Origin of the sequence: Actinospineispora eucalypti, assembly GCF_039543365.1 — a bacterium.
GTDB lineage: Bacteria > Actinomycetota > Actinomycetes > Mycobacteriales > Pseudonocardiaceae > Pseudonocardia > Pseudonocardia eucalypti.
On record NZ_BAABJP010000018.1, the window covers coordinates 80,777 to 107,038 of the forward strand.

The window sequence follows — 26,262 nt, forward strand, 5'->3', positions numbered from 1 at the left end:
GGACCTGGGAAGGGATCACACGGTGAACAAGGCTGAGCTCGTGACGGCGCTCGCCGAACGTTTGGACGGGGACCGTAAGTCGGCCGCGGAGGCCCTGGATGGGCTGGTGGACGTCATCGTGCGTGCGGTGCAGGCCGGCGAGACGGTGACGGTGACCGGCTTCGGCGTCTTCGAACGGCGCGAGCGGGCGGCCCGGGCCGGGCGCAACCCGCGCACCGGCGAGGTGATCCAGCTGCCGGCCGCGGCGATCCCCGGGTTCCGGGCCGGCGCGATGTTCCGGGACGTGGTGAGCGGGGCGCGCGAACTCGGCGAGCCCGCGCCGTCCCGGCCGCGCACCCGGCCCGCCGCCGCGCCGGCCGCCGCCGCGCCGGCGCCGAGGACCCCGGTCGAGGATGCCCCGGCGGCGACCGACGGCAAGGCGGCGAAGGCGCCCAAGTCCGGCAAGGCCACCAAGCCCGCCAAGCCGGCGGCCAAGGACGCCAAGCCGGCCAAGGACGGCAAGGCGGCCAAGGGGGCCAAGGCGAAGGACGCCAAGGGTAAGGACGCCGGGAAGAAGAAGGCCAAGAAGTAGCCTGCGGCACCGCGGCGCCGCATTGGAGTGCGGCGTGGTGTTCCGGCGACGTGGCGCCGGGGTCGTGCTCGGCGTGCGCGCGGCCTCGCGCTTTGGCGTACCTAAATCTCCGACTCGCTGTACCCAAATCCCCGACTCGCTGTACCCAAATCCCCGACTCGCCGTACCTAAATCCCCGACTCGCGGTACCTGGTGGGCGTTGGGGGTCAGGCGTAGGGGTCGGGGTAGTAGTCGGCGGTGACCGGGAGGCCGGGGCGGGTGGTCAGGACCCAGGTGCTGCCCTTGCGGGCGGGCGGGTCGGGTTGGCCGGTCAGCCGGGTGATCAGGTCGGGGATGACCGCGCCCTGGCTGCACACCACCGCCACCCCCGGCGCGGCGGCCAGCTCGAGCAGCCGGGCGAACCCGGCCTCCGGGTCGGCCGCGTACCCGTGCTCGCTCATCGACGGTTCGTCGCCGATCGCCAGGCCCAGCGGTTCGGTGAGCGGGCGCAGCGTCTCCACGCAGCGGACCGGCGGCGCGGAGTAGGCCCGGGTGGGGCCGAACAGCGCCAGGAACTGGGACAACGCGGCGGCCTGCTCGCGGCCCTTGTCGGTGAGCGGGCGCACCCGGTCGTCACCCTCCCAGCTCGCCCGGTCGCCGGCCTTGGCGTGGCGGACCAGCAGCAACGGCTCGGACGGCGGGTCGATGGCCTGGAACCGGTCCAGGACCCCGACGTCGTGGGCGTAGCTGAGCAACGAACGGGCCGCGTCCGGGGCGAGCCAGCGCAGCTGGTCCACCTCGTCGTTCGGTTCGAAGGCGCCGCCGGCGGCCAGGGCGGCCCAGTAGCGCACCACCTTCTCGCCCTGCTCGACGCGGTAGTTGGTGTCGCCCAGCCGGGCGCCCAGCCGAACGGTGTGGCCGGTCTCCTCCAGCACCTCGCGCGCGGCGGCGGCGGCGAAGGACTCGCCCGGGTGCAGCTTGCCCTTGGGCAGGGACCAGTCGTCGTAGCGCGGCCGGTGCACCACCGCGACCTCGCTCGGACCCTCGGGAGAGGGACGCCAGAGCACCGCGCCGGCGGCGAGCACCTCGGGCATCGGATTCATTCGGCAGCCAGGGCGTGCCGGCGCACCGACTCGGTCTGGTGGTCACGCACCGGGGTGCCGTCGTCGGTTCCGGCCGGCGACGGCGTCCACCCCCCGTCCGGGCCGAGCACCCAGCACCGGGTGGACGGGTCCAGCGCGGAGTTGAACATGTCGTCCAGCTGGCCGGTGAGCCGCTCGCTGACCCGCAGCAGCACCTCCACCCGGCGGTCCAGGTTGCGGTGCATGATGTCCGCGCTGCCGATCCAGTACTCGCCGGCTCCCACGTAGTGGAAGACCCGGGAGTGCTCGAGGAACTGGCCCAGGATGGAGCGGACCTCGATGTTCTCGCTCAGTCCCTGGCGGCCGGGGATGAGCGCGCAGATGCCGCGCACCACGACCTGCACCTTCACCCCCGCCTGGGACGCCCGGTACAGCGCGTCGATGACCTGCTCGTCGACCATCGAGTTCATCTTGAACCGGATGCCGGAAGGGCGGCCCGCCGCGTGGTGGGCGATCTCCGCCTCGATCCGGTCGATCAGCCCCCTCCGCACGCCGGCCGGTGCGACCAGCAGCGTCCGGTACTTGTTCTGCCGGGCGTAACCGGTCAGCGAGTTGAACAGGTCGGCGACGTCCGCGCCCACCTTCGGGTCGGCGGTGAGCACGCCCATGTCCTCGTAGAGCCGGGCGGTCTTGGGGTTGTAGTTGCCGGTGCCCACGTGGCAGTAGCGGCGGATCCGGGAGCCTTCCTGGCGCACCACCAGCGAGGTCTTGCAGTGCGTCTTGAGCCCGATCAGCCCGTACACCACGTGCACGCCGGCCTTTTCCAGCTCGCGGGCCCAGCGGATGTTGGCCTTCTCGTCGAACCGGGCCTTCAGCTCGACCAGCGCCACCACCTGCTTGCCCGCCTCGGCCGCGCTGACCAGCGCGTCCACGATCGGCGAGTCACCGGAGGTGCGGTAGAGCGTCTGCTTGATGGCCAGTACCTGCGGGTCGGCGGCGGCCTGCTCGATGAACCGCTGCACGCTTGTGGAGAACGAGTCGTACGGGTGGTGCACCAGCACGTCGCCCTCGCGCAGGGTGGCGAACACGCTGCGCGGCGTCTCGCCCTCGGCGAAGGCGGGGTGGGTGGCCGGCACGAACGGCGGGTCCTTCAGTGCCGGCCGGTCCTCGCCGTAGACCCGCCACAGCATGGTCAGGTCCAGCAGGCCGGGCACCACCATCACGTCGTGCGGATCCACGTCCAGCTCCCGCAGCAGCAGCTCCAGCACGTGCTCGCTCATCGAGTCGGTGATCTCCAGCCGCACCGGGGGGCCGAACCGCCGCCGCGCCAGCTCCCGTTCCAGGGCCTGCAGCAGGTCCTCGTCCCGGTCCTCCTCGACGTCCAGGTCCGCGTTGCGGGTGACCCGGAAGGCGTGGTGCTCGACCACCTCCATGCCGGTGAACAGCTCGCCCAGGTGCGCGGCGATCAGGTCCTCGATCGGGATGAAGATCAGGTCGCCCTGGCGGGACTCCACGGGGACCAGCCGGGGCACGTTGTTGGGCACCTTGACCCGGGCGAACCGCTCGGTGTGGCCCTGCGGGTCGCGCACCGTGACGGCCAGGTTCAGCGACAGGCTGGAGATGTACGGGAACGGGTGCGCGGGGTCCACCGCGAGCGGGGTGAGCACCGGGAACACCTGCTCGGAGAAGTACAGCGAGAGCTTGTCGCGCTGCCCCTCGGTGAGCTCCTCCCAGTGCAGCACGCGGATCCCGTGGGTGGCCAGTTCGGGCTGGACCGAGTCGCGGAACGCGATGGCGTGCCGCTCGGCCAGCGCCTGGCTGCGCTCCGAGATGCGGGCCAGCTGCTCGCGCGGGGTGAGGCCGTCGGCCGACCGGACGGTGAGGCCGGTCTCGTCCCGGCGCTTCAGCCCGGCCACCCGGACCATGAAGAACTCGTCCAGGTTGGACGCGAAGATGGCCAGGAACTTGGCCCGCTCCAGCAGCGGCTGGCTGGTGTCCTCGGCCAGCGCGAGCACCCGGGCGTTGAAGTCCAGCCAGGACAGCTCGCGGTTCAGGTAGCGGTCGTCCGGCAGGTCGGTGCGCACCTCGGCCGGGGTCGGAGCGGGCGGCGCGGCCGGCGCCTGGGGGAGCAGCACCGCCGGCCGGGGCGGCGGCCGGCGGGCCGAGCTGGCGCTCACCGGCGCCGGGCCGATGCGTCCGGCGGCCTCGGTGCCCGGATCCTCGGCGGTGGCTACCGCGCCCCTCGCGGCCCGCGCCGAGCGGGTTTTCGCGGCCGTCCGGCGAGGGGCGGCGGCGCGGGCTCGCCGTCGGCCGTTCTGTCCATCGGATGCCGGTTCGGAAGCCACCCGGCCATTCTGACCCACTGAAGGGCTAACCGTGTTCCCTGTACCGGTCGGTACTAGGTGAACAGCAGGTCACAATCCGTCCGGCCTCGCCCGAATGGGTGTCACGTGTCCCAGTGTCGCCCGCGTGTTCTCGCCCAGCCCCAGGGCGGCCGCCGCGCGCAGGTCCTCCGGGGTGTCCACGTCCCGGCGCAGGCCCGGCCAGCGCCCGGTCAGCCGCAGCGCCCCGCCGCGCTGGTGGGCGGCCGCGGAGTCCGGCCCGAACTCCGGGTCCAGCTCGGTGTCCGCCGTGCAGAGCAGCAGCGTCGTGCCGGTGCCCCCGGCGTCCGGGCAGAACGCCCGCTCGGCCAGCCCGGCCCGGAACGCGGACAGCGAGGTGGCCACCGCCTCGGCCAGCTCCTCGGCCCGCAGCGCGGGCAGGTCGGCCTGCAGCGCGCCGAGCGGGGCGCGCGGGCCGGGTTCGGCACGCAGCAGCTCGGCGGCGTGCCGCAGCGCCTCGTTCAGCCCGCGCTGCGGGTGGTCGGGCAGCGTGGGCACGTCCGCCGCCAGTGCACCGGTCACCTCGGGGTCGGACGTGACGACGAACACCCGGCGAACACCAGGTGCCGAGCGGGCCACCGCGAGGGTGTCCCGGACCATGGCCATGGCCAGCCGGGCATGCGCCCCGGGGTCGCCGACGCCGTTGTCCGCCGCGCCTCGCAGCCGGGTCTTGGCCCTGGCCAGCGACTTTACCGGGACCAGCAGGTCGACGGTGCGGCCGTGGTCGCCGCGCGCGGCCGGCGTGTATGGGGACACCCGTCCATGGTTACATCTGGATGCGGCGCAGGCGCGCCGCACGGGCGCAGTGGTCGATCGGGGAGGTCCAGGGTGGCGCGGGAGAAGGGCGGCTTCTGGGTTGGGTTAACGGCGGTTTTCTTCTACCCGCTCACCTGGCTGTGCGGGAGGTGGCGGGTGGAGGGGCTGGACCGGATCCCCCGGTCCGGGCCGGCGCTGATCGTGGCCAACCACATCTCGTACCTGGACCCGGTGTACACGGCGGTGTTCGTGCACCGGGGCAAGCGGGTACCCCGGTTCCTGGCGAAGGACAGCATCTGGCGGCTGCCGGTAATGAAGTGGATCATGCCGGGTTCCGGTCAGATCCCGGTGTACCGGGACTCGGCGGACGCGCAGCGCAGCCTCAGTGCGGGCATCGAGGCGCTGGAGGACGGCAAGATGGTGATCATCTACCCGGAGGGCACCATCACGCGCGACCCGGACCAGTGGCCCATGCAGTCGCGGACCGGGGTGGCCAGGTTGGCGCTGTCCGGCGACGTACCGGTGATCCCGCTGGTGCACTGGGGCACGCTGGACGTGTTCGACATGTACCAGAAGAAGTTCCGCCCGCTGCCCCGCAAGGAGATCGTGGTGCGCTGCGGCGACCCGATCGACCTGTCCGCCTACCGGGGCCGCCCGGTGGACGCCGCGCTGCTGCGGGAGGTCACCGACCACATGATGGGCGTGGTCCGGGACCTGCTCGCCGAGGTGCGCGGCGAGCCGGCGCCGGCCGGCTTCTACCGGAAGGGCCGCGCCGGGCGCCCGGCCGCGCCGGAAGGCCCGGTGGACGGCTCACCGGACGGCTCGGCGAGTGGCTTGACGGACGGCTCGGCGGGTGGCTCTGAAGCCTCGGCGGGTGGCTCTCCGGACGGCTCGACGGACGGCTCGGCGGGTGGCTCGACGGGTAGGTCAGCGAGTGGCTCGGCGGGCGGGGAAGCGGCCTCGTGACGCCGGAAGCGGCCACGGGGACGGTGCCGAGGATCCGGCGCGCGGCGGTGCTCGGCGCCGGCTCCTGGGGAACCTCGTTCGCCAAGGTCCTGGCCGACGCCGGGCGGGAGGTCTCGCTCTGGGCGCGCCGCCCCGAGGTGGTGAAGGTGATCAATGCCGACCACCGGAACCCGGACTACCTGCCCGGCATCCGGCTGCCGGAGAACCTGGTCGCGGTGGCCGACCCGGCCGAGGCGATGGCCGGCGCGGACGTGGTGGTGTTCGCGGTGCCCTCGCAGACCCTGCGGGCCAACCTGACGGGCTGGCGGCCCGCGCTGCCCGAGGACGTGACGCTGGTCAGCCTGGCCAAGGGTGTGGAGCTGGGCACGCTGAACCGGATGAGCCAGGTGATCGCCGAGGTGGCCGGCGTGGCCGATGACCGGATCGCCGTGCTCTCCGGCCCGAACCTGGCCCGGGAGATCGCCGAAGAGCAGCCGACCGCGACCGTGGTGGCCTGCCCCGACCACCAGCGGGCCGTCGACGTTCAGCTGGCCTGCACCTCCGGCTACTTCCGGGTCTACACCAACACCGACGTGGTCGGCGCTGAACTGGGTGGCGCCGGCAAGAACGTGATCGCGCTGGCCTGCGGGATCGCCGCCGGCATGGGCCTCGGCGACAACACCAGGGCCTCGCTGATGACCCGAGGTCTGGCCGAGCTGGGCCGGCTGGGCGTGCGCCTGGGCGCGGACCCGCTGACCTTCGCCGGGCTGGCCGGCATGGGTGACCTGGTGGCCACCTGTTCCTCCCGGCTGTCCCGCAACCGAACCTTCGGCGAGCACCTCGGCCGGGGGGAGAGCCTGGCCGAGGCGGAGGCGGCCAACCACGGCCAGGTGGCCGAGGGGGTCAAGTCCTGCCTGTCCATCTGCGAACTGGCCCGCCGCCACCAGGTGGACGTGCCGATCACCGACGGGGTGCGCCAGGTCTGCCACGAGGGCCTCTCCGCCTCCGCAATGGCCAAGGCGCTGGTGACGAGGACTCCCAAGCCGGAATGAGGCGGTTCGCGCGGTCTAGAGATCGCTTGGACGGCGGGACTTGGTGGCCGGTCGCGCGGGTTGGGCCGCCGGGCGGGCGGTTTTAAAACCGCTTGGACGGCGGAGCTGGGTGACCTGCCGCGGCTCGAGTCTGCCGGGCCGCCGGTTCCGGAGGCGGCACGGGCTCGCCCGGTGAGTGCTACCCGGTTCCTTTTTGATCTAGGAAAACCTGAAGGATGTAACACTCGATGCCCCGTTCCATGGTCATCAGGACATGAGGGCCACCCTGAATCGATCCGGAGCGGCCACAGTGCCCTGATGACCATGAAAGGCTCGCGGGGTAGTGCCCGGCTCGCTGGTCAAACGGCCGAAAGCCACAGACCGCGCCGGTGGTGTCGGGTGATCGCCGCTGCTGGCGGTTTAGCCTCGATTTTCGACGCTGAACCGCCACGATCGGCGATCAAGCCTGGATCCCCGCCACCACTACCCGTCCAAGCCGTTTCAAACCGCCGCCCGGCGGCTCAACTTGCGGCAGGCCGCTAAGCTCCGCCGTCCAGGCGGCTTTAAACCGCCGCCCGGCAGCCCAACCTGCGGCAGGTCGCCAAGCTCCGCCGTCGAGGCGGCTTTAAACCGCCGGCCCGGCGGCCCAACCCACGCCTCGCCGTCCAAGCCGTTTCAAACCGCCGGCCCGGCGGCCCAACCTGTGGCAGCCCGCCCACGCCTCGCCGTCCAAGCGGCTTTAAACCGCCGCCCGGCAGTTCGAGCCGCGGAAGAAACGCCCACCTACCGGTCCCGTACGTGCGCCGGCACCGGGACGTCGGCCGGCAGCAGCGGGCACGGCCGCGGCGGCCCGTAGCTGGTGTTCACCGGCAACACTCCGGCCCACACGCCCGCCGTGGCCACGTCGGTGTCCTGGTCCACGGGCGGTCCGCCGCGCGCCTTCACGCTCGCCTCGGTGAGCCGGACCGCCAGCACGGCGGTGGCGGCCAGCTCCTTGCGGTTCGGCCGGCGGGCGTGGTTCCAGGAGCCGGGGGTGGTGTGTTCCACGATGGCCTCGAGGGCGAGCAGCTTCTCCTCGGGGTCGGTGACCGGCCGGGCGGCGCCGTAGATCACGGCGGAGCGGAAGTTGGCCGAGTGGGAGAACACCGAGCGGCTGTACACCAGCCCGTCCACCAGGCTGACCGTGATGCACACCTCCGCGCCGGAACCGCCGCGCAGGCTGCGCGCGCCGGTGGACCCGTGCAGGTAGAGCGTGTCCTCCAGGTAACCGAAGCAGGTGGGGAGCACCATCGGGGCGCCGGCCGGGTCGTCGCCGGCCACGCCGAGGTGGCAGATGAGTGCCTCGTCGAGCACCCGGTACAACTCGGCGCGGTCGGCGCGGGTGCGTTCGGAGTGTCGGCCCAGTTGGGTGCGTGGGGTGGTGGATAGCTCCATGTCGCCATGGTCGGTCGGAGAGTGGCATTCTGACAGGGCCATTTCAGAGCAAACAAGACAGTCCACTTGAGGGAGGGCGCTGTGGCGGTGGACGAACTGCCGATCGTGCTGGACCGCGAGGCCGAGGCGCCGCTCGCCGTCCAGGTGGCCGACGCACTGCGGGCCGCCGCGGCGGGCGGGGTGCTGCGGGTGGGGGAGCGGCTGAGCTCCACCCGCGCGCTGGCCGCCCGGCTGCGGGTGAGCCGCAGCGTGGTGGCCGCCGCGTACGACCAGTTGCTGGCCGAGGGCTGGCTGGTCGGCCGGCGGGGTTCCGGCACGTACCTGGCGGCCGCGCCGAACACCAGCGCCGGGCAACCCGCCCCCGCCCCGCGCCCGGCCGCCCCGCCCGCCGCGCGGGTGGACCTGAACAGCGGCCGCCCCTGCCTCGAGGTGCTGGACCGGGCGGCCTGGCGACGCGCCTGGCGGGCGGCGGCGGACCGGCGCCCGGACACCTTGCCGGACTACCCGGGACGGCCCGAGTTCCGCCGCGCCGTGGTCGAGCACCTGCTCCGTCACCGGGGCCTCAACGCCCACCCGGACCAGGTGCTGGCCACCGCCGGGGTGACCGCGGGCCTGCACGAGGTGGCCGCCCGGCTGCCGCCGGGCGCGGTCGTCGCCATGGAGGAGCCCGGCTACCAGCGCGCGGCGAACGCACTGCTGGACCGGGGCCTGCGGGTGGTCCCGGCCGAGATGGACGACGACGGCCTGCGGGTGGACCGCCTGCCGGCCGGGCTGGCCGCCGTCTACTGCACCCCGGCGCACCAGTTCCCCCTGGGCAGCCGGCTGCCGGCGGACCGGAGGGTGGCGCTGGTGGAGCGGGCCCGCGCGGAGGGCTTCCTGGTGATCGAGGACGACTACGACGGCGAGCTGCGTTACGACGTGGCCCCGCTGCCGTTGCTGGTGGCGCTCGGCCCGGACGTGGTCGCCCACCTGGGCACGGCCAGCAAGCTGCTCACCCCGACGCTGGGCGTCGGCTGGCTGGTCGCCCCGCCCGCGCTGCACGCCGGCGTACTGGCCGCCCGGGAGCGCAGTGGCAGCCGGCCCTCGCCGGCCGGCCAGCTGGTGTTCGCCGGGTTGGCCGAGTACGGCGACCTGGCGCGGCACCTGCGCCGGCTGCGGGCCACCCTGGCGGTGCGCCGGGAGATGGTGATCGAGGCGATGGCCGGTTCCGGGGCCCCGGTGCTCGGCGACGCGGCCGGTGCGCACCTGCGGGTGGGGCTGCCCTCGGCGGCGGCGGAGCGCGCGGTGGTCGCCGGGGCGGACGCGGCCGGCGTGCTGGTGCCTCCGCTCGGCGACTACCACGTGGGAGCGGCCAGGGTGTTCGGCGTATCGGTGGGGTACGCCGGGCCCGGGACGGCGGAGCTGCGCCGGGCGGTGCCGGTGGTCGCGGACCTGGTCGGCGAGGCCTGGTCAGGGCAGGGTGTTCCCGCACGCGCCACACTGGGCGCGCGCTCGGCCGAGCGCCTTCGGCGCTAGAGCGCGGCAAGCAGGCCGACGCCGAGCAGCAGCATGCAGGTGGCGGAGATCCGGGAGATCAGCGCCACCGCGCCGGGCCGGGCCCGCCGGATGCGCCGGGCCGACGCGCCGACCAGCAGGTAGACCACCGCACAGGTCAGCGAGAACAGCAGGCCCAGCGCGGCCAGCTGGCCGGGTATCGGCCAGCTCGACGCCGGGTCGGTGAACTGGGGCAGGGTGGCCAGGAAGATGAGCAGGCCCTTTGGGTTCAGGCCGCTCACGCCGACGCCCCGGGCGATGACCGACAGGGGGCCGCGCACGGTGGGTTCCGCCGCGCCGGGCAGTGACGCGGGGCGGAGCAGGCCGCCGACGCCGAGCCACACCAGGTACCCGCCGCCGAGCACGCTCAGCACGGTCAGCGCGGCCGGGGTGGTGACGACCAGCGCGCCGATGCCGGCGGCGACCGCGGCGGTCATGGCCAGGTAGCCGAGCACGATCCCGGCGGCGGCCGGGACGACGTGCCCGCGCAGGCCGGCGCCGATGGCGAACGCCCAGTCCGGGCCGGGCACGACGATGAGCAGGGCGGCTACCGCCCAGAAACCGAAGAAGGCACTGGCTGGCATACCTGGAACGCTATGTCCGAATCGCCGGGATGTGCTTCCAAGTTCTGTTGCCAATCGGCGCTGTGATGGAAAAATCTTCTCCATGGACGCGATCGACCGGAAGATCCTTGCCACACTGCAGGAACAGGGCCGGTTGACGCTCACCGAGCTGGCCGCCCGGGTGAAGCTGAGCGTGTCCCCGTGTCACCGGCGCCTGCGTGAGCTGGAGCGCACCGGGGCGATCCTCGGTTACCGCGCCGTGGTGGACCCGGCCGCGCTCGGCCTGACGTTCGAGGCGCTGGTGTTCGTCACCATGCGCCAGGAGGACCGGGACACCCTGCTGGCCTTCGAGGAGGCAGTCGCCCGGATCCCCAACGTGTTGCTGGCCCAGCGGCTGTTCGGCGACCCGGACTACCTGCTGCGGGTCGTGACCGCCGACCTGGCGGCCTACCAGCGGCTGCAGGACGAGGTGCTGGCCGGCCTGCCCGGGATGGCCCGGATGAACTCCACCCTGGTGATGAAGCGCGTGGTGGACGACCGCCCGCTGCCGGCGTGAGAGCTTGAGAGCCTGACCGGCGCTCCGCCGGGCCGCCAGCTACGCTCGCCGGCCATGGAGCACCCTGGAACCGAGTCCGGCAAGATCCGAGTGGCGGTGGTCTTCGGCGGCCGCAGCAGCGAGCACGCCATCTCCTGCGTTTCCGCCGGCAGCGTGCTCACCCACCTGGACCGGGAGCGGTTCGAAGTGGTTCCGGTGGGCATCACCACCGAGGGCCGCTGGGTGCTCGGCACGGACGACCCGGCGGTGCTGGCCATCCACGACCGCGCGCTGCCCGAGGTGGACCCGGCCGGCGCCGGCCTCGCGCTGCCCGCCGACCCCACCCGGGGCGGCCTGGTGCTGCTGGACCCGGGCCGGGCCGGCGAGGTGCTCAGCGGGGTCGACGTGGTCTTCCCGGTGCTGCACGGCGCCTACGGCGAGGACGGCACCATCCAGGGCCTGCTCGAGCTCGCGGGCACCCCTTACGTGGGGGCGGGCGTGTTGGCCAGTGCGGTGGCGATGGACAAGGAGTTCGCCAAAAAGCTGCTGGCCGCCGAGGGCCTGCCGGTCGGGGACCTGGTGGTGCTGCGGCCCGGCACGGACACGCTGACCGACGAACAGCGGGAGCGGCTGGGCCTGCCGGTGTTCGTCAAGCCGGCGCGGGCCGGTTCCTCGGTGGGCATCACCCGGGTCGCCGACTGGGCCGACCTGCCGGCGGCCGTCCGGCTGGCCCGCCAGCACGACCCGAAGGTGCTGGTGGAGGCGGCGGTTCCGGGCCGGGAGGTGGAGGTCGCGGTGCTGGAGTTCCCGGACGGCTCGGTGCGGGCCAGCCTCCCGGGCGAGATCCGCATCGTCGGCGCGGGCACCGGTGGCGCGGTGCCGGACTTCTACGACTTCGCGGCCAAGTACCTGGACGACGTCACCGAGCTGGACATCCCGGCCAAGCTGGACGACGTGACCACCGAGCGGGTCCGCGAGCTGGGCATCGCCGCGTTCCGCGCGCTGGACTGCCAGGGCCTGTCCCGGGTGGACTTCTTCGTCACCGACGAGGGGGACGTGGTGCTGAACGAGGTGAACACCATGCCCGGCTTCACCTCCATCTCGCTGTACCCGAAGGCCTGGGCGGTCACCGGGATCGACTACCCGACGCTGCTCACCACGCTGATCGAGACCGCACTGGCCCGGGGCACCGGGCTGCGATAGCGCTGGTCCGCCGTGGCCCGGGTGGGGCCGCGTTGCTTCCCGCGGCGCCGCACGGCCCGCACCATGGGCGGCTGTGAGGTTGCGCGGTGCCGGCTGGAGGGCGGCTTGGACAGCCGCTGGGGTGGCCTTGCCGCCGCCTGCACCGAGTTCATCCTGAGAGACCCTGCTGACCGGCGAAGGGTCTCTCAGGATGAGTTGATGTTGCACGGGCACACTGGAGCGACCGATGGTGCGGCGCCGGCGGCCAGGTCAACGCTTCGAAACCCGTCCTAGCGAGGTGGGAGTGCCGTGCGCACGGTGTCCGAGACGGTCTGAACCGGGCCGGTGCCGAGCGCCCGGGGCACGGTGAGCGCCAGGTAGACCGCGCGGTCCACGGCGATGAAGGTGTCCCGGTCCGGTTCGGAGAGGTTCAGCCAGCTCACACCGTTGATCACGATCAGCTGCGAGGTCGGGGTCAGCTCGGCCGGCCGGGGCAGCCCGCAGCGCAGGACCACCGGCTGCCGGCGGTCGCCGCCGGGCGCCCAGGCCTGGGCGCCGGCCGGGGCCGGGGCGGCCAGCGGCAACCGGTCCGCCACCCCCTGGCTGACCGGCAGCGCGGCGGGCAGCGCGGCCAGCAGCGCCGTGCAGGCCGGGGCGCCCGCGTCCGGCGCCTCCACCGGGGGCAGCGCGAGCGGGCCGGTGGAGGGCTCCGGGCGGGCGTCCCGACCGGCCCCGACGGCCAGCACGACGGCGCCCAGCAGCAACAGCACCGGCAGCACGAACAGCAGTACGGTGGCCGGGTGGCGGCGCGTTTTCACCGTCAGGACAGGTGCACTACCGGGCAGGTGAGCGTGCGGGTGATGCCCGGGACGTTCTGCACCTGCGCCACCACCAGGTTGCCCAGGTTGTCCATCGTGTCCGCCTCGGCGCGCACGATCACGTCGTAGGGGCCGGTGACGTCCTCGGCGGACAGCACGCCGGCCAGTCCGGCGATCTCGGCCGCCACGGTGGACGCCTTGCCGACCTCGGTCTGGATCAGGATGTATGCCTGTACCACTGAGCCCCCTAGGGCGTGTCTGATGGATCATCCAGCCGGCTGCGCGGCGCCCAGATGGCGCCTCGCGGCGTTGTCGTCGTCGCACATAGCTCCGCTATGAGCTCCTCCTCCGCCTTGCGACGCATCCATCTGGATCACCGCTCGCTCGGCATAGATCCATCAGACACGCCCTAACCCGCGGGTGGAGCCGCCGGTCGGGTAAGAACGACGGCGAGGTGAAACCTACCGCGGTCCAATATCGGATACCCGATTGGCGGAACGGAGAGTTTTGGTAGCCAAAAGAACTGTCTCGGAGGTCGGCGAGTTCGGGCTGATCGGGCGGTTCACCGAGGGCCGGGTGCAGCCGGTGAGCACGCTGCTGGGGCCGGGCGACGACGCGGCGGTGGTGGCGGCGCCGGACGGCCGGGTCGCGGCGAGCACCGACGTGCTGGTGGCCGGCGTGCACTTCCGGCTGGACTGGTCGACCCCGGAGCAGGTCGGCCGCAAGGCCGCCGCCGTGAACCTGGCCGACGTGGCCGCGATGGGCGCCGTGCCCACCGCACTGCTGGTCGGCCTCGGCTGCCCGCCGGACCTGCCGGCCGACGTGGCCGAACAGGTCGCGGCCGGCCTGTGGGCGGAGGCGTCCCGGGTGGGGGCCGGCGTGGTCGGCGGGGATGTGGTGTCCGCGCCGGCGCTGGTGGTTTCCGTGACCGTGCTCGGGGACCTCCGCGGGCGGGCCCCGGTCACCCGGGCCGGCGCCTCCGCCGGGGAGGTGCTGGCGCTGGCCGGGCGGACCGGCTGGGCGGCCGCCGGGCTGGCGCTGCTGGCCGCCGGCCGGGAGACCCCACCGGGACCGGTCGCCGCCCAGCGGGTGCCCGAGCCGCCGTACCGCGCCGGGCCGGCCGCCGCCGAGGCCGGGGCCACCGCGATGATCGACATATCCGACGGCCTGCTGGCCGACCTCGGCCACATCGCCGAGGCCTCCGGCGTCGGCCTGGACGTGCGTTCCTCGGCGCTGCCGGTACCGCCCGAGCTGGCCGAGGCGGCCGCCGAACTCGGCGCCGACGCGGTGAGCTGGCTGCTGACCGGCGGCGAGGACCACGCGCTGGCCGCCACCTTCCCGGCGGACGCGGCGCTGCCGGACGGCTGGCGGGTGATCGGCCGGGCCACCCCCGGGGCGGCCGTGACGGTGGACGGCGAACCGTACGCCGGACCCGCCGGCTGGACACACTTCACTTAGTACTCACTGACTCCAAAACCGGCTAGCGTGACACCGGTGACGGACGGGTCGAACGCCGACGGGCCACCGGCCCTGCCCAGTGACTACTTCGCCAGGCCGTCGCCGGCCCGGATGTGGAACTACCTGCAGGGCGGCAAGGACAACTACCCCTTGGACCGGCGCGCCGGCGAGATCATGGCCGCGTCCTACCCGGACATCTTCTACCTGGCGAGGCAATGCCGGCTGTTCCTGGCCCGGGCGGTGCGGCTGGTGGCCTCCGAGGGCGGGGTGCGGCAGTTCCTGGACCTCGGCTGCGGCCTGCCGGCCCCGCCGGACCTGTTCGACCTGCACCTGGTCGCGCAGCGGGTGCACAAGGACTCCCGGGTGGTCTACCTGGACAACGACAAGGCGGTGCTGGCGCACGCCAGGGCGCTGATGACCAGCTCGACCGACGAGGGCGTGTGCGTCTACGTGGAGTCGGACGCGCGCAAGATCGACTACGTGCTCAACGAGGCGCGGCAGACGCTGGACTTCGACCGCCCGATCTGCGTGGTGCTGTTCGGCCTGCTCGGCGCGATCGGGCTGGACGAGGCGATGGCGCTGGTCGCCCGGCTGCGCGACGAGGTGGCCGGCGGCAGCTACTTCATGGTCAACGACAGCGTCCAGCTCGGGGACGAGATGGTCCGGGCGCAGGAGCGGCGGCGGGAGACCGGCATCGACAACTACACCCTGCGCACCCCCGAGCAGTTCGCCGCCTACTTCGAAGGGCTCGAGCTGGTGGACCCGGGTATCGTGCCGTGCACCCTGTGGCGCCCCGGGCTGAGCCTGGACCGGCCCCGACCGGTGGACTCGTACGGCGGAGTGGGGCGCAAGCCGTGACCGGGCGGATCGCGCTGGTCGCGGCGCTGTGCGCGGCGGCGCTGGCCGGGTGTTCCGCCAATCCGCCGACGCCCGGGCCGGCCGCGCCCGCACTGCCGGCCGCGACCGGCGCCGAGCGGCTGGCCGGGGACTGCCCGGAGACCGTGGCGGTGCAGGAGTCCTGGGAGCCGGAGGCCGAGCACGGCGTGCTCTACCAGCTGGTGGGGCCGGGCCACACCATCGACGCCGAGCGCAAGCGGGTGTCCGGCCCGCTGGTCATCGACGGCCGGGACACCGGGGTCAGGATCGAGATCAGGGCCGGCGGCGCGGCGATCGGGTTCACCGCGGTGCCGGCGCAGATGTACCTGGACCGCTCGCTCACCCTCGGCGCGGTGCACACCGACCTGGCCATCGGCACCTCGGCCAACCAGCCGGTCACCGCCGTGGTGGCCCCGCTGAACAAGAGCCCGCAGATGCTCATGTGGGACCCGGCCACCCACCCGGACTGGCGGACCTTCGCGGACATCGGCGCCTCCGGGGCCAAGGTGCTGACCTCCAAGGCGAACAACTCGTCCGCGCTGCTCGTCGCCGAGGGCCTGATCAAGCCGGACCAGGTGGACACCGGCTACACCGGCGCGCCGACGCGATTCGTCGCCGACCCGACGATCGCCCAGGACGGCTACGCCACCATGGAGCCGTACATCTACCAGCACGAGATCCCCAGCTGGAACAAGCCGATCAGGTACCAGCTGCACGCCGACGCCGGCTACTCGATCTACCCGGAGGCGCTGTCCGTGCGCACCGGGGAGCTGGACCGGCTGTCCGGCTGCCTGACCAAGCTGGTGCCCATCATCCAGCGCGCGCAACGCGACTACCTGCGTGATCCGGCGCGGGCCAACCGGCTGATCGTGGAAACCGTGGCGAAATACGACGACGGCTGGAGCTACTCGGCCGGGGTCGCCGGGTTCGCCGCCAACGCGATGCGCGAGCTGGGCATCGTGGCCGACGACCGCAGCGGCCCGCTGGGCGGCATCGACCCGGCCCGGATGCAGGCCACCATCGACACCTTCGCCCCGATCCTGACCCGGTCGGGCGCGTCCGTGCGGCCCGGCCTGACGGCGGCCGACCTGGCCACCGCCCGGTTCCTCGACCCGTCGATTACGCTCAACTGATGGCCGCCGAACCGCGCGTCGGGCAGGCCGTCTCGGCGCTGCGCGGCGTGCGCACGGTCGACGGGGCGTCGGTGGATGTGTCAATCGGCCCGGACGGCCGGGTCGGTTCGGTGGTCCCGGCGACTGGCGACCCCGCCGGGAAGGGCGAGCTGGAGCTGCCCGGCTGGGTGGTGCTGCCCTCGGCGGTGGAGCCGCACGCGCACCTGGAGAAGGCGCTGACCTGGTCGGCGATGGGCGCGCCGTACGGGGACCTGTTCACCGCGATCGAGTCGTGGAGCCGGTACGCCGTGGACATGACCGAGGCGGACGTGGCGGACCGGGCCAGGCGCGCGCTCGGCCGCTACCTGGCCGCCGGGTTCACCGCTGTGCGCAGCCACGTGAACGTGGTGGTCGCCGCGGCCGATCCGCTGTGCGGGGTGCGCGCGCTGGTGGGGCTGCGCGAGGAACTGCGCGACGTGCTGGACCTACAGGTGTGCCTGCTGGCCGACCACCAGATGCCGGTGGAGCTGATCGAGCGGGCGCTGGATCTAGGCGTGGACCTGCTGGGCGGCAGCGCGCACCGGGCGCCGGACCCGGCCGCCGAGGTGAACCGGCTGGTGGACATCGCGCAGCGGCGCGACCTCGAGATGGACCTGCACACCGACGAGCAGACCAACCCGGAGGCGCTCACCATCCTGGAGCTGGCCCGGCAGTGGCGCAGCCGGGGGCTGCGCCGGCGGGTCGCGGCCAGCCACTGCGTGAGCCTGGGCTGCCTGGCTCGGCCGGCACTGGACGCGGTGCTGGCCGAGGTGAGCGCGGTGGGGATGTCCGTCGTCACCCTGCCCATCACCAACCTCTACCTGCAGGGACGTTCTTCCGATCGGCCGAAGCCGAGGGGGCTGACGGCCGTGCGCGAGCTACTCGCGGCGGGCATCACCGTGGCGGCCGGCGGGGACAACCTGCGCGATCCGTTCAACCCGGTCGGCCGCCCCGACCCGTTCGAGACCACGTCCTTGCTGATCACGGCGGCGCACCTGGATGCGGGGGAGGCGTTGACGGCGGTGACGGACGCCGGGCGGGCGGTGCTGGGCCTGCCGGCGGCTGGTCCGGTGGCGGGTCGGCTGGCTGATCTGCTTGTGGTCCAGGCGGAGGATCTGTCCGACGTGGTCGCCGGTCCTGTTGGCTCCCGGTTGGTACTGCGTCGGGGTCGGGTGGTGGCTTACACCTCCGTGCGGCGGGAGACGGCGCTGGGCGTTGGCTGAGTTGGGCTGTTGGGCTGGGGTTTAAAGATCATCTTGGACGGCCGCGGCTGGGTTTTCTGCCGTGGCCTGGTGAGGGCTGTTGCGTTTGGCGATCGATGCGGCTCCCGTCTGGCTTCCCGCATGATCAACAGGGCGCCACGGCCGCTTCGAGCACCTGAAAGCGGCCGCCATGCCCTGCTGATCATGAAATCCGGCCGTCACCGTCCCCGGGCGGGCCCGCAACGGCCGAATCGATGATCACCATGACATGGCGGTCAAATGTGGGCGCCCGGCATGGCCGCCACGTCATGCTGATCATGAAATTGGGCCGATGCCGGCCCCGGGCGGGGCCGCAACGGCCGGGACCAAGCCGCGGCAGACCACCCAGCCGCGGCCGTCCAAGCCGATCTTTAAACCGGCACCTGCTTCCCTAAGGCAACATCCAGCCCAGTACCGGAGTCGCCTGGAGGCCGATGATGAGGGCCAGGACGGCCAGCATGGCCAGGCTCCAGCCGATCACCTTGCGCAGGAGCACGCCTTCCTGACCGTCCAGGCGGACCGAGGCGCAGGCGATGGTCAGGTTCTGCGGGGAGAGCATCTTCCCGAGGACGCCGCCGGAGGAGTTGGCCGCCGCGAGCAGCTCCGGCGAGAGGCCGGCCTGTTGGGCCGCCGTGACCTGCAGTGACCCGAACAGCGCGTTGGCCGAGGTGTCGGAGCCGGTGACCGCGACGCCGAACCAGCCGAGCACCGGGGAGAGCACGGCCAGCGCGCCGCCGGCGGCCGCCACGAAGGTGCCGATCGAGGTGGTCTGCCCGGACGCGTTCATCACGTAGGCCAGGGCCAGCACGGTCATCACGGTGAGGATCGCCCAGCGCAGCTCGTACAGCGTCTTGCCGTAGATGCGCAGCGCCTGGCCGGCGCGCACCTTCAGCAGAAGTAGCACCAGCAGACCGGCGATGAGCATCAGCGTGCCGGCGGTGGTCAGGTAGGTGAGTGAGAACGTCATCGTGCTGTGTTCGGCGCCGGACGGCGTGCGCACGTCCAGCCCCGGCCAACGGAACTTGATCAGCGCCTTGTCCAGCACCGGCTTGATCCCGGGCAGCTGGGCCAGCGAGAACACCGCCACGATCACCACGTACGGCAGGTAGGCCCGCCACACCTCGGACCGGGACGGCGGGGCGGTGGCGGTGCCGGGCCCGCCGACCGCCACCACCCGGCTGCGGATCGCCCAGGTGGAGGCCGGCCGCAGCTGGGCCAGCGCCACCACGGCCAGCGCGGCCAGCAGCGCGGCCACGATGTCGGTGAGCGGCACGGACAGGTAGTTGGAGGTGACGAACTGGGCGACCGCGAACACCACGCCGCACATCACGGCGGGCGCCCACGCCTCACGCACCCCGCGCTTGCCGTCCACCAGGAACACCAGCACCAGGGGCACGAACAGGGCGAGGAACGGCGTCTGCCGGCCGACCACCGAGGCCACCGACTCCAGCGGCAGCCCGGTCACCTTGGACAGGGTGATCACCGGCACGGCCATCGCGCCGAACGCCACCGGCGCGGTGTTCGCCACCAGCGCCACCACGGCCGCCTTGATCGGCCGGAAACCCAGAGCCACCAGCATCACCGAGGTGATCGCCACCGGTGCCCCGAACCCGGCCAGCGCCTCGAGCAGCGCGCCGAAGCAGAACGCCACCAGGATGGCCTGGGTGCGCCGGTCGGCGGACAGCGCGCCGAAGCTGCCGCGCAGCACGTCGAAGTGGCCGGTGGCCACGGTTATGTTGAACACCCACAGCGCATTGATCACGATCCACAGGATCGGGAAGAACCCGAACACCGCCCCGTGCGCGGCCGAGGACAGCGCCGGGGTGGCCGGCATGCCGTACCCGATGACCGCCACCGCGAGTGCGGCGACCAACCCGGCCAGCGCCGCCCAGTGCGCGCGCAGCTTGACCACGCCGAGCAGCACCAGTACGACGGCCAGCGGGATCATCGAGGCCAGCGCGGAGAGGGCGAGTGACCCGCCCACCGCGTTGACCTCCTGTTGGTAAGCCAAGAGCATCGTTGCTCTCTCCCCTCGGAAATGTGCGTGATCAGTGCACCGGGACGCCCCGGATTGAGGCGTCCAGCAGTTGGACGGGATGCAGCAGCTTCACGTCCGCATCCAGGTGGCGGCGGATCTGCAGCAGGCACCCCGGGTTCGCGGTGACCACTAGGTCGGGCCGGGCAGCGCGCACGTTGGCCGCCTTGCGGGCGCCCAGCTCGGCCGCCGCCTCCGGCGCCACCAGGTTGTAGATGCCGGCCGAGCCGCAGCACAGCTCGGCCTCGGCCAGTTCGACCAGTTCCACTCCGGGCACTGCCCGCAGCACCGCGCGCGGCTGGGCGCGCACGCCCTGGGCGTGCCCGAGGTGGCAGGCGTCGTGGTAGACCACGCGCGCCTTCACCGGGTGCCGGGGCGCCACCGGCTCCAGCTCGGCCAGCAGCTCGGTCACGTCGCGCACCTTGGCGCTGAAGGCGGCCGCCCGCTCGGCCCACTCCGGGTCGTCGGCGAGCAGCGCGCCGTACTCCTTCAGGGAGGAACCGCAGCCGGCCACGTTGGCGACCACCGTGTCGGCGCCGCGGCGCTCGAAGGTGGCGATGGTCCGGCGGGCGCGGGCCAGCGCGGACTCCTCCCGGCCGGCGTGCAGTTCCAGCGCGCCGCAGCAGCGCTGGTCCCTCGGCACGAGCACGTCGCAGCCCTCGGCGGCCAGCACCCGGGCGGTGGCCTCGTTCACCGGGTGGAAGAACACGTCCTGCACGCACCCGGCCAGGAGCGCCACGGTGCGCCGGCGGGTGCCCTGGGCGGGGATCCGCTCGGGCAGCCGGGCGAACGCATCGCGCAGCCGCACCGGCGGCAGCAGCGCCTCCATCGCGGCGAACCGGCCGGGCAGCTTGGCGGCCAGCCGCGCCACGGCCGGTATCGCGCGCAGCTTCTGGTAGGCCACCCCGGGCACGGCGGCGGCCAGCAGCCGGCGGCGGTGGGGGAACAGCGCGAAGATCGCGTCCCGGAACCACCGGTCGGCCCGGCGCCTGGGCACGTTGCGCTCCAGCTGCGGCCGGACCGACTCGAGCAGCCGGTCGTACTGCACCCCGGACGGGCAGGCGGTCACGCAGGCCATGCATCCGAGGCAGGCGTCCACGTGCTCGTGCAGCGCGCCTGTCAGGCCGATCTCGCCCTGCTCGGCCAGGCTCATCAGGTAGATCCGGCCGCGCGGGGAGTCCATCTCCTCGCCCCACAGCTGGTAGGTGGGGCAGGTGGGCAGGCAGAAACCGCAGTGCACGCAGTCGTCCAGCAGTTCCCGGGCCGGCGGGTGGTGGGCGTCGAACGAGCTCACGCTGTTTCCTCCAACCAGGGAGTGAAGCGGCCGGCGCCCAGCCGGCCGGTGGGGTCCAGCTCGGCGTGCACCGCGCGCAGCAGGCCGAGCGCGGACGGCGGTGGACCCCAGGCGGGCAGTTCCGTCCCGGCCGGCCGGGACCGCAGCATCGATGTGCCCCCCACGGCGTGTACCCGGCGGTGCGCCTCGGCCACCACGTCGGGTTCGGCAGGCAGGGTGAGCGTGCCCACCCCGGTGGCCAGGCCGGCGGTGACCCGGGTGCCGGCCAGCTCGCCGAGCAGTGGCGCCAACCGGGACGGCCGGGTGCCCACCCGCAACACCGCGCCGCTCGGGTGCACTGTTTGTTGCGTATCTCCACGCAGAGCAAGGGGGTGGGGGTGGACCTGGGCGGCGTGCCCGTCCCAGGCGGCCGCCGCCGCATCCTCGTCCAGCGCCTCGGCCCCGGCGCCGAGCGCCTCGACCACCCGGGCCACCCGGGCCGGCAGTGCGGCGGCGCCGCCCTCCAGCCGCACCAGCAGCGCGTCGTCCGACCACTCGACCGCCACCGGCTCCAACGGCTCGCGTAGCAGCCGCCCGGTCGCCTCGGCGGCGTCGTCCAGCGGGCCGGCCAGTCGCACGGTGGCTTCCGCCTCGGGCAGCGGGTGCAGCCGCAGCGTCACCTCGGCGATCAGGGCCAGGGTGCCGTGGCAGCCGTGCACCAGCTTGGCCAGGTCGTACCCGGCCACGTTCTTGATCACGTGGCTGCCGGTGCGGGCCGGGGTGCCGTCCGGGAGCACCAGCACCGCGCCGATCACCAGGTCCCGCATCGAACCGTTGGCCAGCGCCAGCGGGCCGGCGTCGGCGGTGGCGATCAGACCGCCCACGGTCGCGCCGTGGGCCACCCGGGCGGCATCCAGCGCGACCCGCTGCCCGTGCGCGGCCAGCAGCGTGTTCAGCTCGCGCAGCGGCGTGCCGGCCCGCACCTCGACGGTCATGTCCGCCGGGTGGTGGGCGATCACCCCGGTCAGCCCGGTGGTGTCCAGCAGGTGCTCGGCCGGTGCCGGTGCGCCGGCCCAGTCGGGCGCGGTGCCCGCGCCGGTGATGCGCACCCGGCCGGTGGTCTCGGCCAGCGCGGCGGCCGCCTCGGCCATCGTGGTGGGGTTCAACCTGGTCACGACGCTCATAGCCGCTCGATCACCCCGGCCTGCTCCAGCGGGTGCGGCCGGTACGGTCCCGGCCGCTCGCCGCACAGCCGGGGCGTGGGCAGCAGCTTGCCCGGGTTGCACAGCCCGGCCGGGTCGAACGCCGAGCGCACCCTGGCCATCACCGCCAGGTCCACCTCGCCGAACATCTTCGGCATCGAGCAGGCCTTGTCGGTGCCGATGCCGTGCTCCCCGGAGAGGGACCCTCCCAGCTCGACGCACAGTTCGGCGATCCGGCCGGACAGCGCCTCGGCGCGCTCGGTCTCCCCGGCCGCGGCGTCGTAGAGCACCAGCGGGTGCAGGTTGCCGTCCCCGGCGTGGAACACGTTGGCCACCCGCAGGCCCTCGTCGGCGCCCATGTCGGCGATCCGCCCGAGCACCTCGGCCAGCCGGGTGCGCGGCACCACCCCGTCCTGCACGAAGTAGTCCGGGCTGATCCGGCCCACCGCGGCAAACGCCGACTTGCGCCCGCGCCAGATCGCCGCCCGCTCCTCGGCGTCACCGGCGATGTGCAGCCGGGTGCAGCCGTGCCTCTCGCAGATCTCGCGCACCCGGTCGAACTGCGCGGCGCACTCCTCCACCGGCCCGTCCAGCTCGACCACCAGGGCCGCCGGCACGCCCCGGGTGTAACCGGCGTGCACGGCTTCCTCGGCGGCCTCGATGGCCAGGGTGTCCATCATCTCCACGGCGGCCGGCACGATCCCGGCGGCGATGACGTCGCTGACCACCTCGCCCGCCGCGGCCACCGAGGGGAAGTCGGCGAGCAGCGTGCGCACCGTCTCCGGGGTGCGCAGCAGCCGCACAGTGATCTTGGTGGCGATGCCCACGGTGCCCTCCGAGCCGAGGAACACCCCGCGCAGGTCCGGGCCGAGCTGCTCGGCGCTGTCCCCGCCGAGGGTCACCACCTCGCCGCTGGCCAGCACCACCTCGAGGGCGAGCACGTGGTTGGTGGTGAATCCGTACTTCAGGCAGTGCGCGCCGCCGGAGTTCTCCGCCACGTTGCCGCCGATGGTGCACACCTGCTGGCTGGAGGGGTCGGGTGCGTAGTAGAGCCCGTGCGGCGCGGCGGCCTTGGTGATGTCCAGGTTGGTAACGCCGGGCTCGAGCACCGCGCGCTGGTCCACCGGGTCCACCTCGAGCACGCGGCGCAATCGTTGCAGGCTGATCACCACGCCGTCCGCCACCGGCAGCGCGCCGCCGGACAGCCCGGTGCCCGCGCCTCGGGCCACGAACGGGACGTCGTGTGCGGCGCAGACCCGGACGGCGGCGGCCACCTCCTCGGCGGTGCGCGGCAGCAGCACCAGCGCGGGGACCACCCGGTAGCCGGTCAGCCCGTCGCACTCGTAGCTGCGCAGCCGGGGCGGGTCGCTGATCACGTTGTCCGGGCCGAGCGCCACTTCGAAGTCGCGCTGCGCGGCACCGTCGACGGACATGGCCAGCTCCCTTCCACCTGGCGGAAAAGTCTTCCTGCTGAGAGGAATAACGTCAAGTTGAGAGCTAAAGAATTAGGCCAGCCCAAATACTCCGGCGCCGACCCACCACCTCCCCCCTCCCCCTGATTCAGTCACTTCAGCACGCTGATTCAGTGACTTCAGCACGTTGTTTCAGTCACTTCGGCAGGCGGTTTCAGTCACTTCGGCCAGGTGGGGCGGGTCGGCCATGCCGGGTCGGTTCACGTCGCACCGCCGGATCACGCGAGGCGGGCCCGGCGCTGAGCGCACTGGTCACTCTCGGTGCGTGGCGATGGGCGACGCTCAAGCCCAGTTCCGGCGCCATCCCGGCGATTTGACCGCCACGCCTGCTGAAGTGACTGAATCAGCCTGCTGAAGTGACTGAAACAACGTGCTGAAGTCACTGAATCAGCGTGCTGAAGTGACTGAAACAGCGTGCTGGAGTCACTGAATCAGGGGGTGGGTGGGTCAGTGGGAGCGGGTTAGGCTCGGGTCGCGCCAGAGGACGGTGATGCCGGTTTCCCGGGAGCCGATCAGGTCGAGCAGGCGGTCGTCGTCGAAGCCGGGGAGCTGGCGCAGCCGGGCGACCAGGTCGCAGACCACGGGATGGCCGAACGGGATCACCTGCCACTGGCTGGAGGCGGAGCCGAGCAGGAAGCAGGCGTGCTCCTGCCAGGAACCGTGCTCGCTGGTGCGCACGGCGACCTCGGCGAGCGTGGCGAAGACCTCATCCAGGTCGATGGCTTCCGGTTCCTCCGGGCGCGGCATCAGCCGCCGGATCGACTCGGTGATCGGAGCGCGCGGCCGGGGAATGCGGGGCTGCCCGTCCTCGGCCGGCTGCGTCGGGTTGGCCCCTGGGGTCGATCCGGTAATGGGAGCCTCCGACGGTTCGGTTAGGGCGCGGGCGGCGGTTGCCGACCGGTTGGCGGGTGCGATGCCCGTGGGCTCCGCGCCGATGCCTGATTGTTGGCTGGCGGATGGTCACATGTAAAGGGTCGTACTCAATTCTTGCGACACCCTTTAGCTTGAATGTTACGTTCCCGCGTCGATCGGCGCCCCACCCAGGGTGAGACAAGTGAGTGACACGCTCCACGATCGGGTGATATATTCTTCCGCCTTGCGAAATGACAAATCCATTTTGTAGAAGTACGCTCGTCCTATGAGCGCCCAGACGACGTCAGCAGAGATCAACGGTTACCCCGTGGACCGGCAGGACGAGGTGCTCACGGCCGAGGCGCTCGACTTCGTGGCGGCACTGCACCGCACGTTCGAACCGACCCGCCGTGAGCTGCTCGCCGCCCGCGCGGAGCGCCGGGCGGAGATCGCCCGCACCGGCCGGCTGGACTTCCCCCCGGACACCGCCGAGATCCGCGCCGCCGAGTGGCGGGTGGCCGAGGCGCCGCCCGCGCTGCGCGACCGGCGGGTGGAGATGACCGGGCCGACCGAGCGCAAGATGACCATCAACGCGCTGAACTCCGGGGCCAAGGTGTGGCTGGCCGACTTCGAGGACGCCACCACGCCCACCTGGCACAACGTGGTCGCCGGGCAGGTCAACCTGCTCGACGCGAACACCGGGGAGATGGCGTACACCAGCCCGGAGGGCAAGGAGTACAAGGTCACCGCGACCGAGCAGCCCGCCATCGTGGTCCGCCCGCGCGGTTGGCACCTGGACGAGCGGCACGTCACCGTGGACGGCCGGCCGGTCGCCGGTGCACTGGTGGACTTCGGGCTCTACTTCTTCCACAACCCCTCGGTGCCCTGGTTCTACCTGCCGAAGCTGGAGAGCCACCGCGAGGCGCGGCTGTGGAACGACGTGTTCACCTTCGCGCAGCGGGAGCGCGGCGTGCCCCACGGCTCCATCCGGGCCACCGTGCTGATCGAGACGATCACCGCCGCCTTCGAGATGGAGGAGATCCTCTACGAGCTGCGCGAGCACGCCTCCGGGCTGAACGCCGGCCGTTGGGACTACCTGTTCTCGCTGATCAAGAACTTCCGGGACGCCGGGCCGGAGTTCGTGCTGCCGGACCGCAACGCGGTGACCATGACCGCGCCGTTCATGCGGGCGTACACCGAGCTGCTGGTGGCCACCTGCCACCGGCGCGGGGCGTTCGCCGTCGGCGGCATGGCCGCGTTCATCCCCAGCCGCCGCGACCCCGAGGTGAACGAGAAGGCCGTGGCCAAGGTGCGGGAGGACAAACAGCGCGAGGCCTCCGCCGGCTACGACGGCTCCTGGGTGGCGCACCCGGACCTGGTGCCGATCTGCCGCGAGGTGTTCGACGGCGTGCTCGGCGACCGGCCGAACCAGCTGGACCGGTTGCGCGACGAGGTCACGGTGACCGCCGACCAGTTGCTGGACGTGGCGTCCACGCCGGCCGAGCCGACCGAGGACGGGCTGCGCAACGACGTGAGCGTCGGCATCCTGTACATCGAGTCCTGGCTGCGCGGCAACGGCGCCGCCGGGATCAACAACCTGATGGAGGACGCGGCCACCGCCGAGATCGCCCGCTCGCAGATCTGGCAGTGGGTGCACGGCGGGGTGAAGCTGACCTCGGGCGCGGTGGTCACCGAGGAACTGGTCCGGAAGGTGATCGACGAGGAGCTGGCCGCGATCCGCTCGGCGGTCGGTGACGACGCCTACGCCGGCGGCCGGTTCGACCAGGCCCGGGAGGTGTTCGAGGAGGTCGCGCTGGCCAAGGACAGTGCGGACTTCGTCGAGTTCCTCACCCTGCCCGCGTACCGCCTGATCGATTAGCGTTCGCGAACGA

General features: G+C 72.8%; 23 protein-coding genes. 11 read left to right on the plus strand and 12 right to left on the minus strand.

Annotated features, from left to right (window positions below; genetic code table 11):
* The first annotated feature begins 22 nt into the window (after window positions 1–22).
* Window positions 23–571 (plus strand): HU family DNA-binding protein, encoded by a 549-nt coding sequence (locus ABEB12_RS19910; protein WP_185060240.1) that lies wholly within the window; start codon window positions 23–25, stop codon window positions 569–571.
* Window positions 572–777: 206 nt separating this feature from the next.
* Here the strand turns inward: ABEB12_RS19910 and ABEB12_RS19915 are convergent, their stop codons facing one another.
* The 3 genes from ABEB12_RS19915 to cofC form a co-directional block, all read right to left on the minus strand.
* The gene (locus ABEB12_RS19915) at window positions 778–1,644 is read right to left on the minus strand and encodes an NUDIX domain-containing protein (protein WP_221497642.1); all 867 of its coding nucleotides are present in this window, start codon (window positions 1,642–1,644) and stop codon (window positions 778–780) included.
* Window positions 1,645–1,649: 5 nt separating this feature from the next.
* Window positions 1,650–3,977: an RNA degradosome polyphosphate kinase gene (locus ABEB12_RS19920; RefSeq protein ID WP_185060242.1), complete on the minus strand. Its 2,328-nt coding sequence runs from the start codon at window positions 3,975–3,977 to the stop codon at window positions 1,650–1,652.
* A 69-nt stretch (window positions 3,978–4,046) separates the two neighbouring features.
* Window positions 4,047–4,769, minus strand: a complete 723-nt coding sequence (gene cofC / locus ABEB12_RS19925) for a 2-phospho-L-lactate guanylyltransferase (RefSeq protein WP_345702964.1) — start codon at window positions 4,767–4,769, stop codon at window positions 4,047–4,049.
* 72 nt (window positions 4,770–4,841) lie between these two features.
* Between cofC and ABEB12_RS19930 the strand changes: the two genes are divergently transcribed.
* Window positions 4,842–5,735 carry a lysophospholipid acyltransferase family protein gene (locus ABEB12_RS19930; protein ID WP_345702965.1) on the plus strand — a complete coding sequence of 298 codons (894 nt, stop codon included), beginning with the start codon at window positions 4,842–4,844 and terminating at the stop codon, window positions 5,733–5,735.
* Window positions 5,732–6,766, plus strand: a complete 1,035-nt coding sequence (locus tag ABEB12_RS19935; protein WP_345702966.1) for an NAD(P)H-dependent glycerol-3-phosphate dehydrogenase — start codon at window positions 5,732–5,734, stop codon at window positions 6,764–6,766. Before ABEB12_RS19930 ends, ABEB12_RS19935 begins: the two co-directional genes overlap by 4 nt.
* A gap of 762 nt (window positions 6,767–7,528) precedes the next feature.
* Here ABEB12_RS19935 and ABEB12_RS19940 read toward each other — a convergent pair.
* Window positions 7,529–8,179 carry a pyridoxamine 5'-phosphate oxidase family protein gene (locus ABEB12_RS19940; RefSeq protein WP_185060243.1) on the minus strand — a complete coding sequence of 217 codons (651 nt, stop codon included), beginning with the start codon at window positions 8,177–8,179 and terminating at the stop codon, window positions 7,529–7,531.
* An 81-nt stretch (window positions 8,180–8,260) separates the two neighbouring features.
* On the opposite strand from ABEB12_RS19940, the gene pdxR reads away from it, so the two are divergent.
* The gene (gene pdxR / locus ABEB12_RS19945; RefSeq protein ID WP_185060244.1) at window positions 8,261–9,694 is read left to right on the plus strand and encodes a MocR-like pyridoxine biosynthesis transcription factor PdxR; all 1,434 of its coding nucleotides are present in this window, start codon (window positions 8,261–8,263) and stop codon (window positions 9,692–9,694) included.
* Here the strand turns inward: pdxR and ABEB12_RS19950 are convergent.
* Window positions 9,691–10,296, minus strand: coding sequence for a LysE family transporter (locus ABEB12_RS19950; protein ID WP_185060245.1), 606 nt, complete (start codon window positions 10,294–10,296; stop codon window positions 9,691–9,693). The genes pdxR and ABEB12_RS19950 overlap by 4 nt on opposite strands.
* Before the next feature lie 82 nt (window positions 10,297–10,378).
* Here ABEB12_RS19950 and ABEB12_RS19955 point away from each other — a divergent pair, with 82 nt between their 5' ends.
* Window positions 10,379–10,831: an Lrp/AsnC ligand binding domain-containing protein gene (locus ABEB12_RS19955; RefSeq protein ID WP_185060246.1), complete on the plus strand. Its 453-nt coding sequence runs from the start codon at window positions 10,379–10,381 to the stop codon at window positions 10,829–10,831.
* Between the two features lie 54 nt (window positions 10,832–10,885).
* The gene (locus ABEB12_RS19960) at window positions 10,886–12,013 is read left to right on the plus strand and encodes a D-alanine--D-alanine ligase (RefSeq protein WP_185060247.1); all 1,128 of its coding nucleotides are present in this window, start codon (window positions 10,886–10,888) and stop codon (window positions 12,011–12,013) included.
* A 269-nt stretch (window positions 12,014–12,282) separates the two neighbouring features.
* Here ABEB12_RS19960 and ABEB12_RS19965 read toward each other — a convergent pair whose 3' ends face one another.
* Both ABEB12_RS19965 and ABEB12_RS19970 read right to left on the minus strand, forming a co-directional pair.
* Window positions 12,283–12,810 carry a DUF3515 domain-containing protein gene (locus ABEB12_RS19965; RefSeq protein ID WP_345702967.1) on the minus strand — a complete coding sequence of 176 codons (528 nt, stop codon included), beginning with the start codon at window positions 12,808–12,810 and terminating at the stop codon, window positions 12,283–12,285.
* Between the two features lie 2 nt (window positions 12,811–12,812).
* Entirely contained in the window at window positions 12,813–13,049 is a 237-nt protein-coding gene (locus tag ABEB12_RS19970) for an Lrp/AsnC ligand binding domain-containing protein (RefSeq protein ID WP_185060248.1), read from the minus strand.
* 268 nt (window positions 13,050–13,317) lie between these two features.
* On the opposite strand from ABEB12_RS19970, the gene ABEB12_RS19975 reads away from it, so the two are divergent.
* Genes ABEB12_RS19975 through ABEB12_RS19990 form a run of 4 tightly spaced genes read left to right on the plus strand, consistent with a single transcriptional unit; the run spans window position 13,318 to window position 17,518 of the window.
* Entirely contained in the window at window positions 13,318–14,268 is a 951-nt protein-coding gene (locus tag ABEB12_RS19975; protein WP_185060249.1) for a thiamine-phosphate kinase, read from the plus strand.
* Window positions 14,269–14,304: 36 nt separating this feature from the next.
* Window positions 14,305–15,126 carry an SAM-dependent methyltransferase gene (locus ABEB12_RS19980; protein WP_185060250.1) on the plus strand — a complete coding sequence of 274 codons (822 nt, stop codon included), beginning with the start codon at window positions 14,305–14,307 and terminating at the stop codon, window positions 15,124–15,126.
* On the plus strand, window positions 15,123–16,277 hold the full coding sequence (locus ABEB12_RS19985; RefSeq protein ID WP_185060251.1) for an ABC transporter substrate-binding protein: 1,155 nt from the start codon (window positions 15,123–15,125) through the stop codon (window positions 16,275–16,277). Before ABEB12_RS19980 ends, ABEB12_RS19985 begins: the two co-directional genes overlap by 4 nt.
* Complete coding sequence (locus tag ABEB12_RS19990) at window positions 16,277–17,518, plus strand: amidohydrolase family protein (RefSeq protein WP_185060252.1); 1,242 nt, start codon at window positions 16,277–16,279, stop codon at window positions 17,516–17,518. Before ABEB12_RS19985 ends, ABEB12_RS19990 begins: the two co-directional genes overlap by 1 nt.
* A 409-nt stretch (window positions 17,519–17,927) precedes the next feature.
* On the opposite strand, the gene ABEB12_RS19995 is transcribed toward ABEB12_RS19990, so the two are convergent.
* From ABEB12_RS19995 to ABEB12_RS20015, 5 genes are all read right to left on the minus strand, one after another.
* Entirely contained in the window at window positions 17,928–19,553 is a 1,626-nt protein-coding gene (locus ABEB12_RS19995) for a lactate permease LctP family transporter (protein WP_185060253.1), read from the minus strand.
* Between the two features lie 31 nt (window positions 19,554–19,584).
* Complete coding sequence (locus tag ABEB12_RS20000; RefSeq protein ID WP_345702968.1) at window positions 19,585–20,865, minus strand: (Fe-S)-binding protein; 1,281 nt, start codon at window positions 20,863–20,865, stop codon at window positions 19,585–19,587.
* Window positions 20,862–22,028, minus strand: coding sequence for an FAD-binding protein (locus tag ABEB12_RS20005; RefSeq protein WP_185060254.1), 1,167 nt, complete (start codon window positions 22,026–22,028; stop codon window positions 20,862–20,864). Before ABEB12_RS20005 ends, ABEB12_RS20000 begins: the two co-directional genes overlap by 4 nt.
* Window positions 22,025–23,479: an FAD-linked oxidase C-terminal domain-containing protein gene (locus ABEB12_RS20010; protein ID WP_185060255.1), complete on the minus strand. Its 1,455-nt coding sequence runs from the start codon at window positions 23,477–23,479 to the stop codon at window positions 22,025–22,027. The genes ABEB12_RS20005 and ABEB12_RS20010 overlap by 4 nt, the downstream gene beginning before the upstream one ends.
* A gap of 486 nt (window positions 23,480–23,965) precedes the next feature.
* Entirely contained in the window at window positions 23,966–24,265 is a 300-nt protein-coding gene (locus ABEB12_RS20015) for a hypothetical protein (protein WP_185060256.1), read from the minus strand.
* Window positions 24,266–24,656: 391 nt separating this feature from the next.
* Between ABEB12_RS20015 and aceB the strand changes: the two genes are divergently transcribed.
* Entirely contained in the window at window positions 24,657–26,249 is a 1,593-nt protein-coding gene (aceB, locus tag ABEB12_RS20020; protein ID WP_185060257.1) for a malate synthase A, read from the plus strand.
* The last annotated feature ends 13 nt before the right edge of the window (window positions 26,250–26,262 follow it).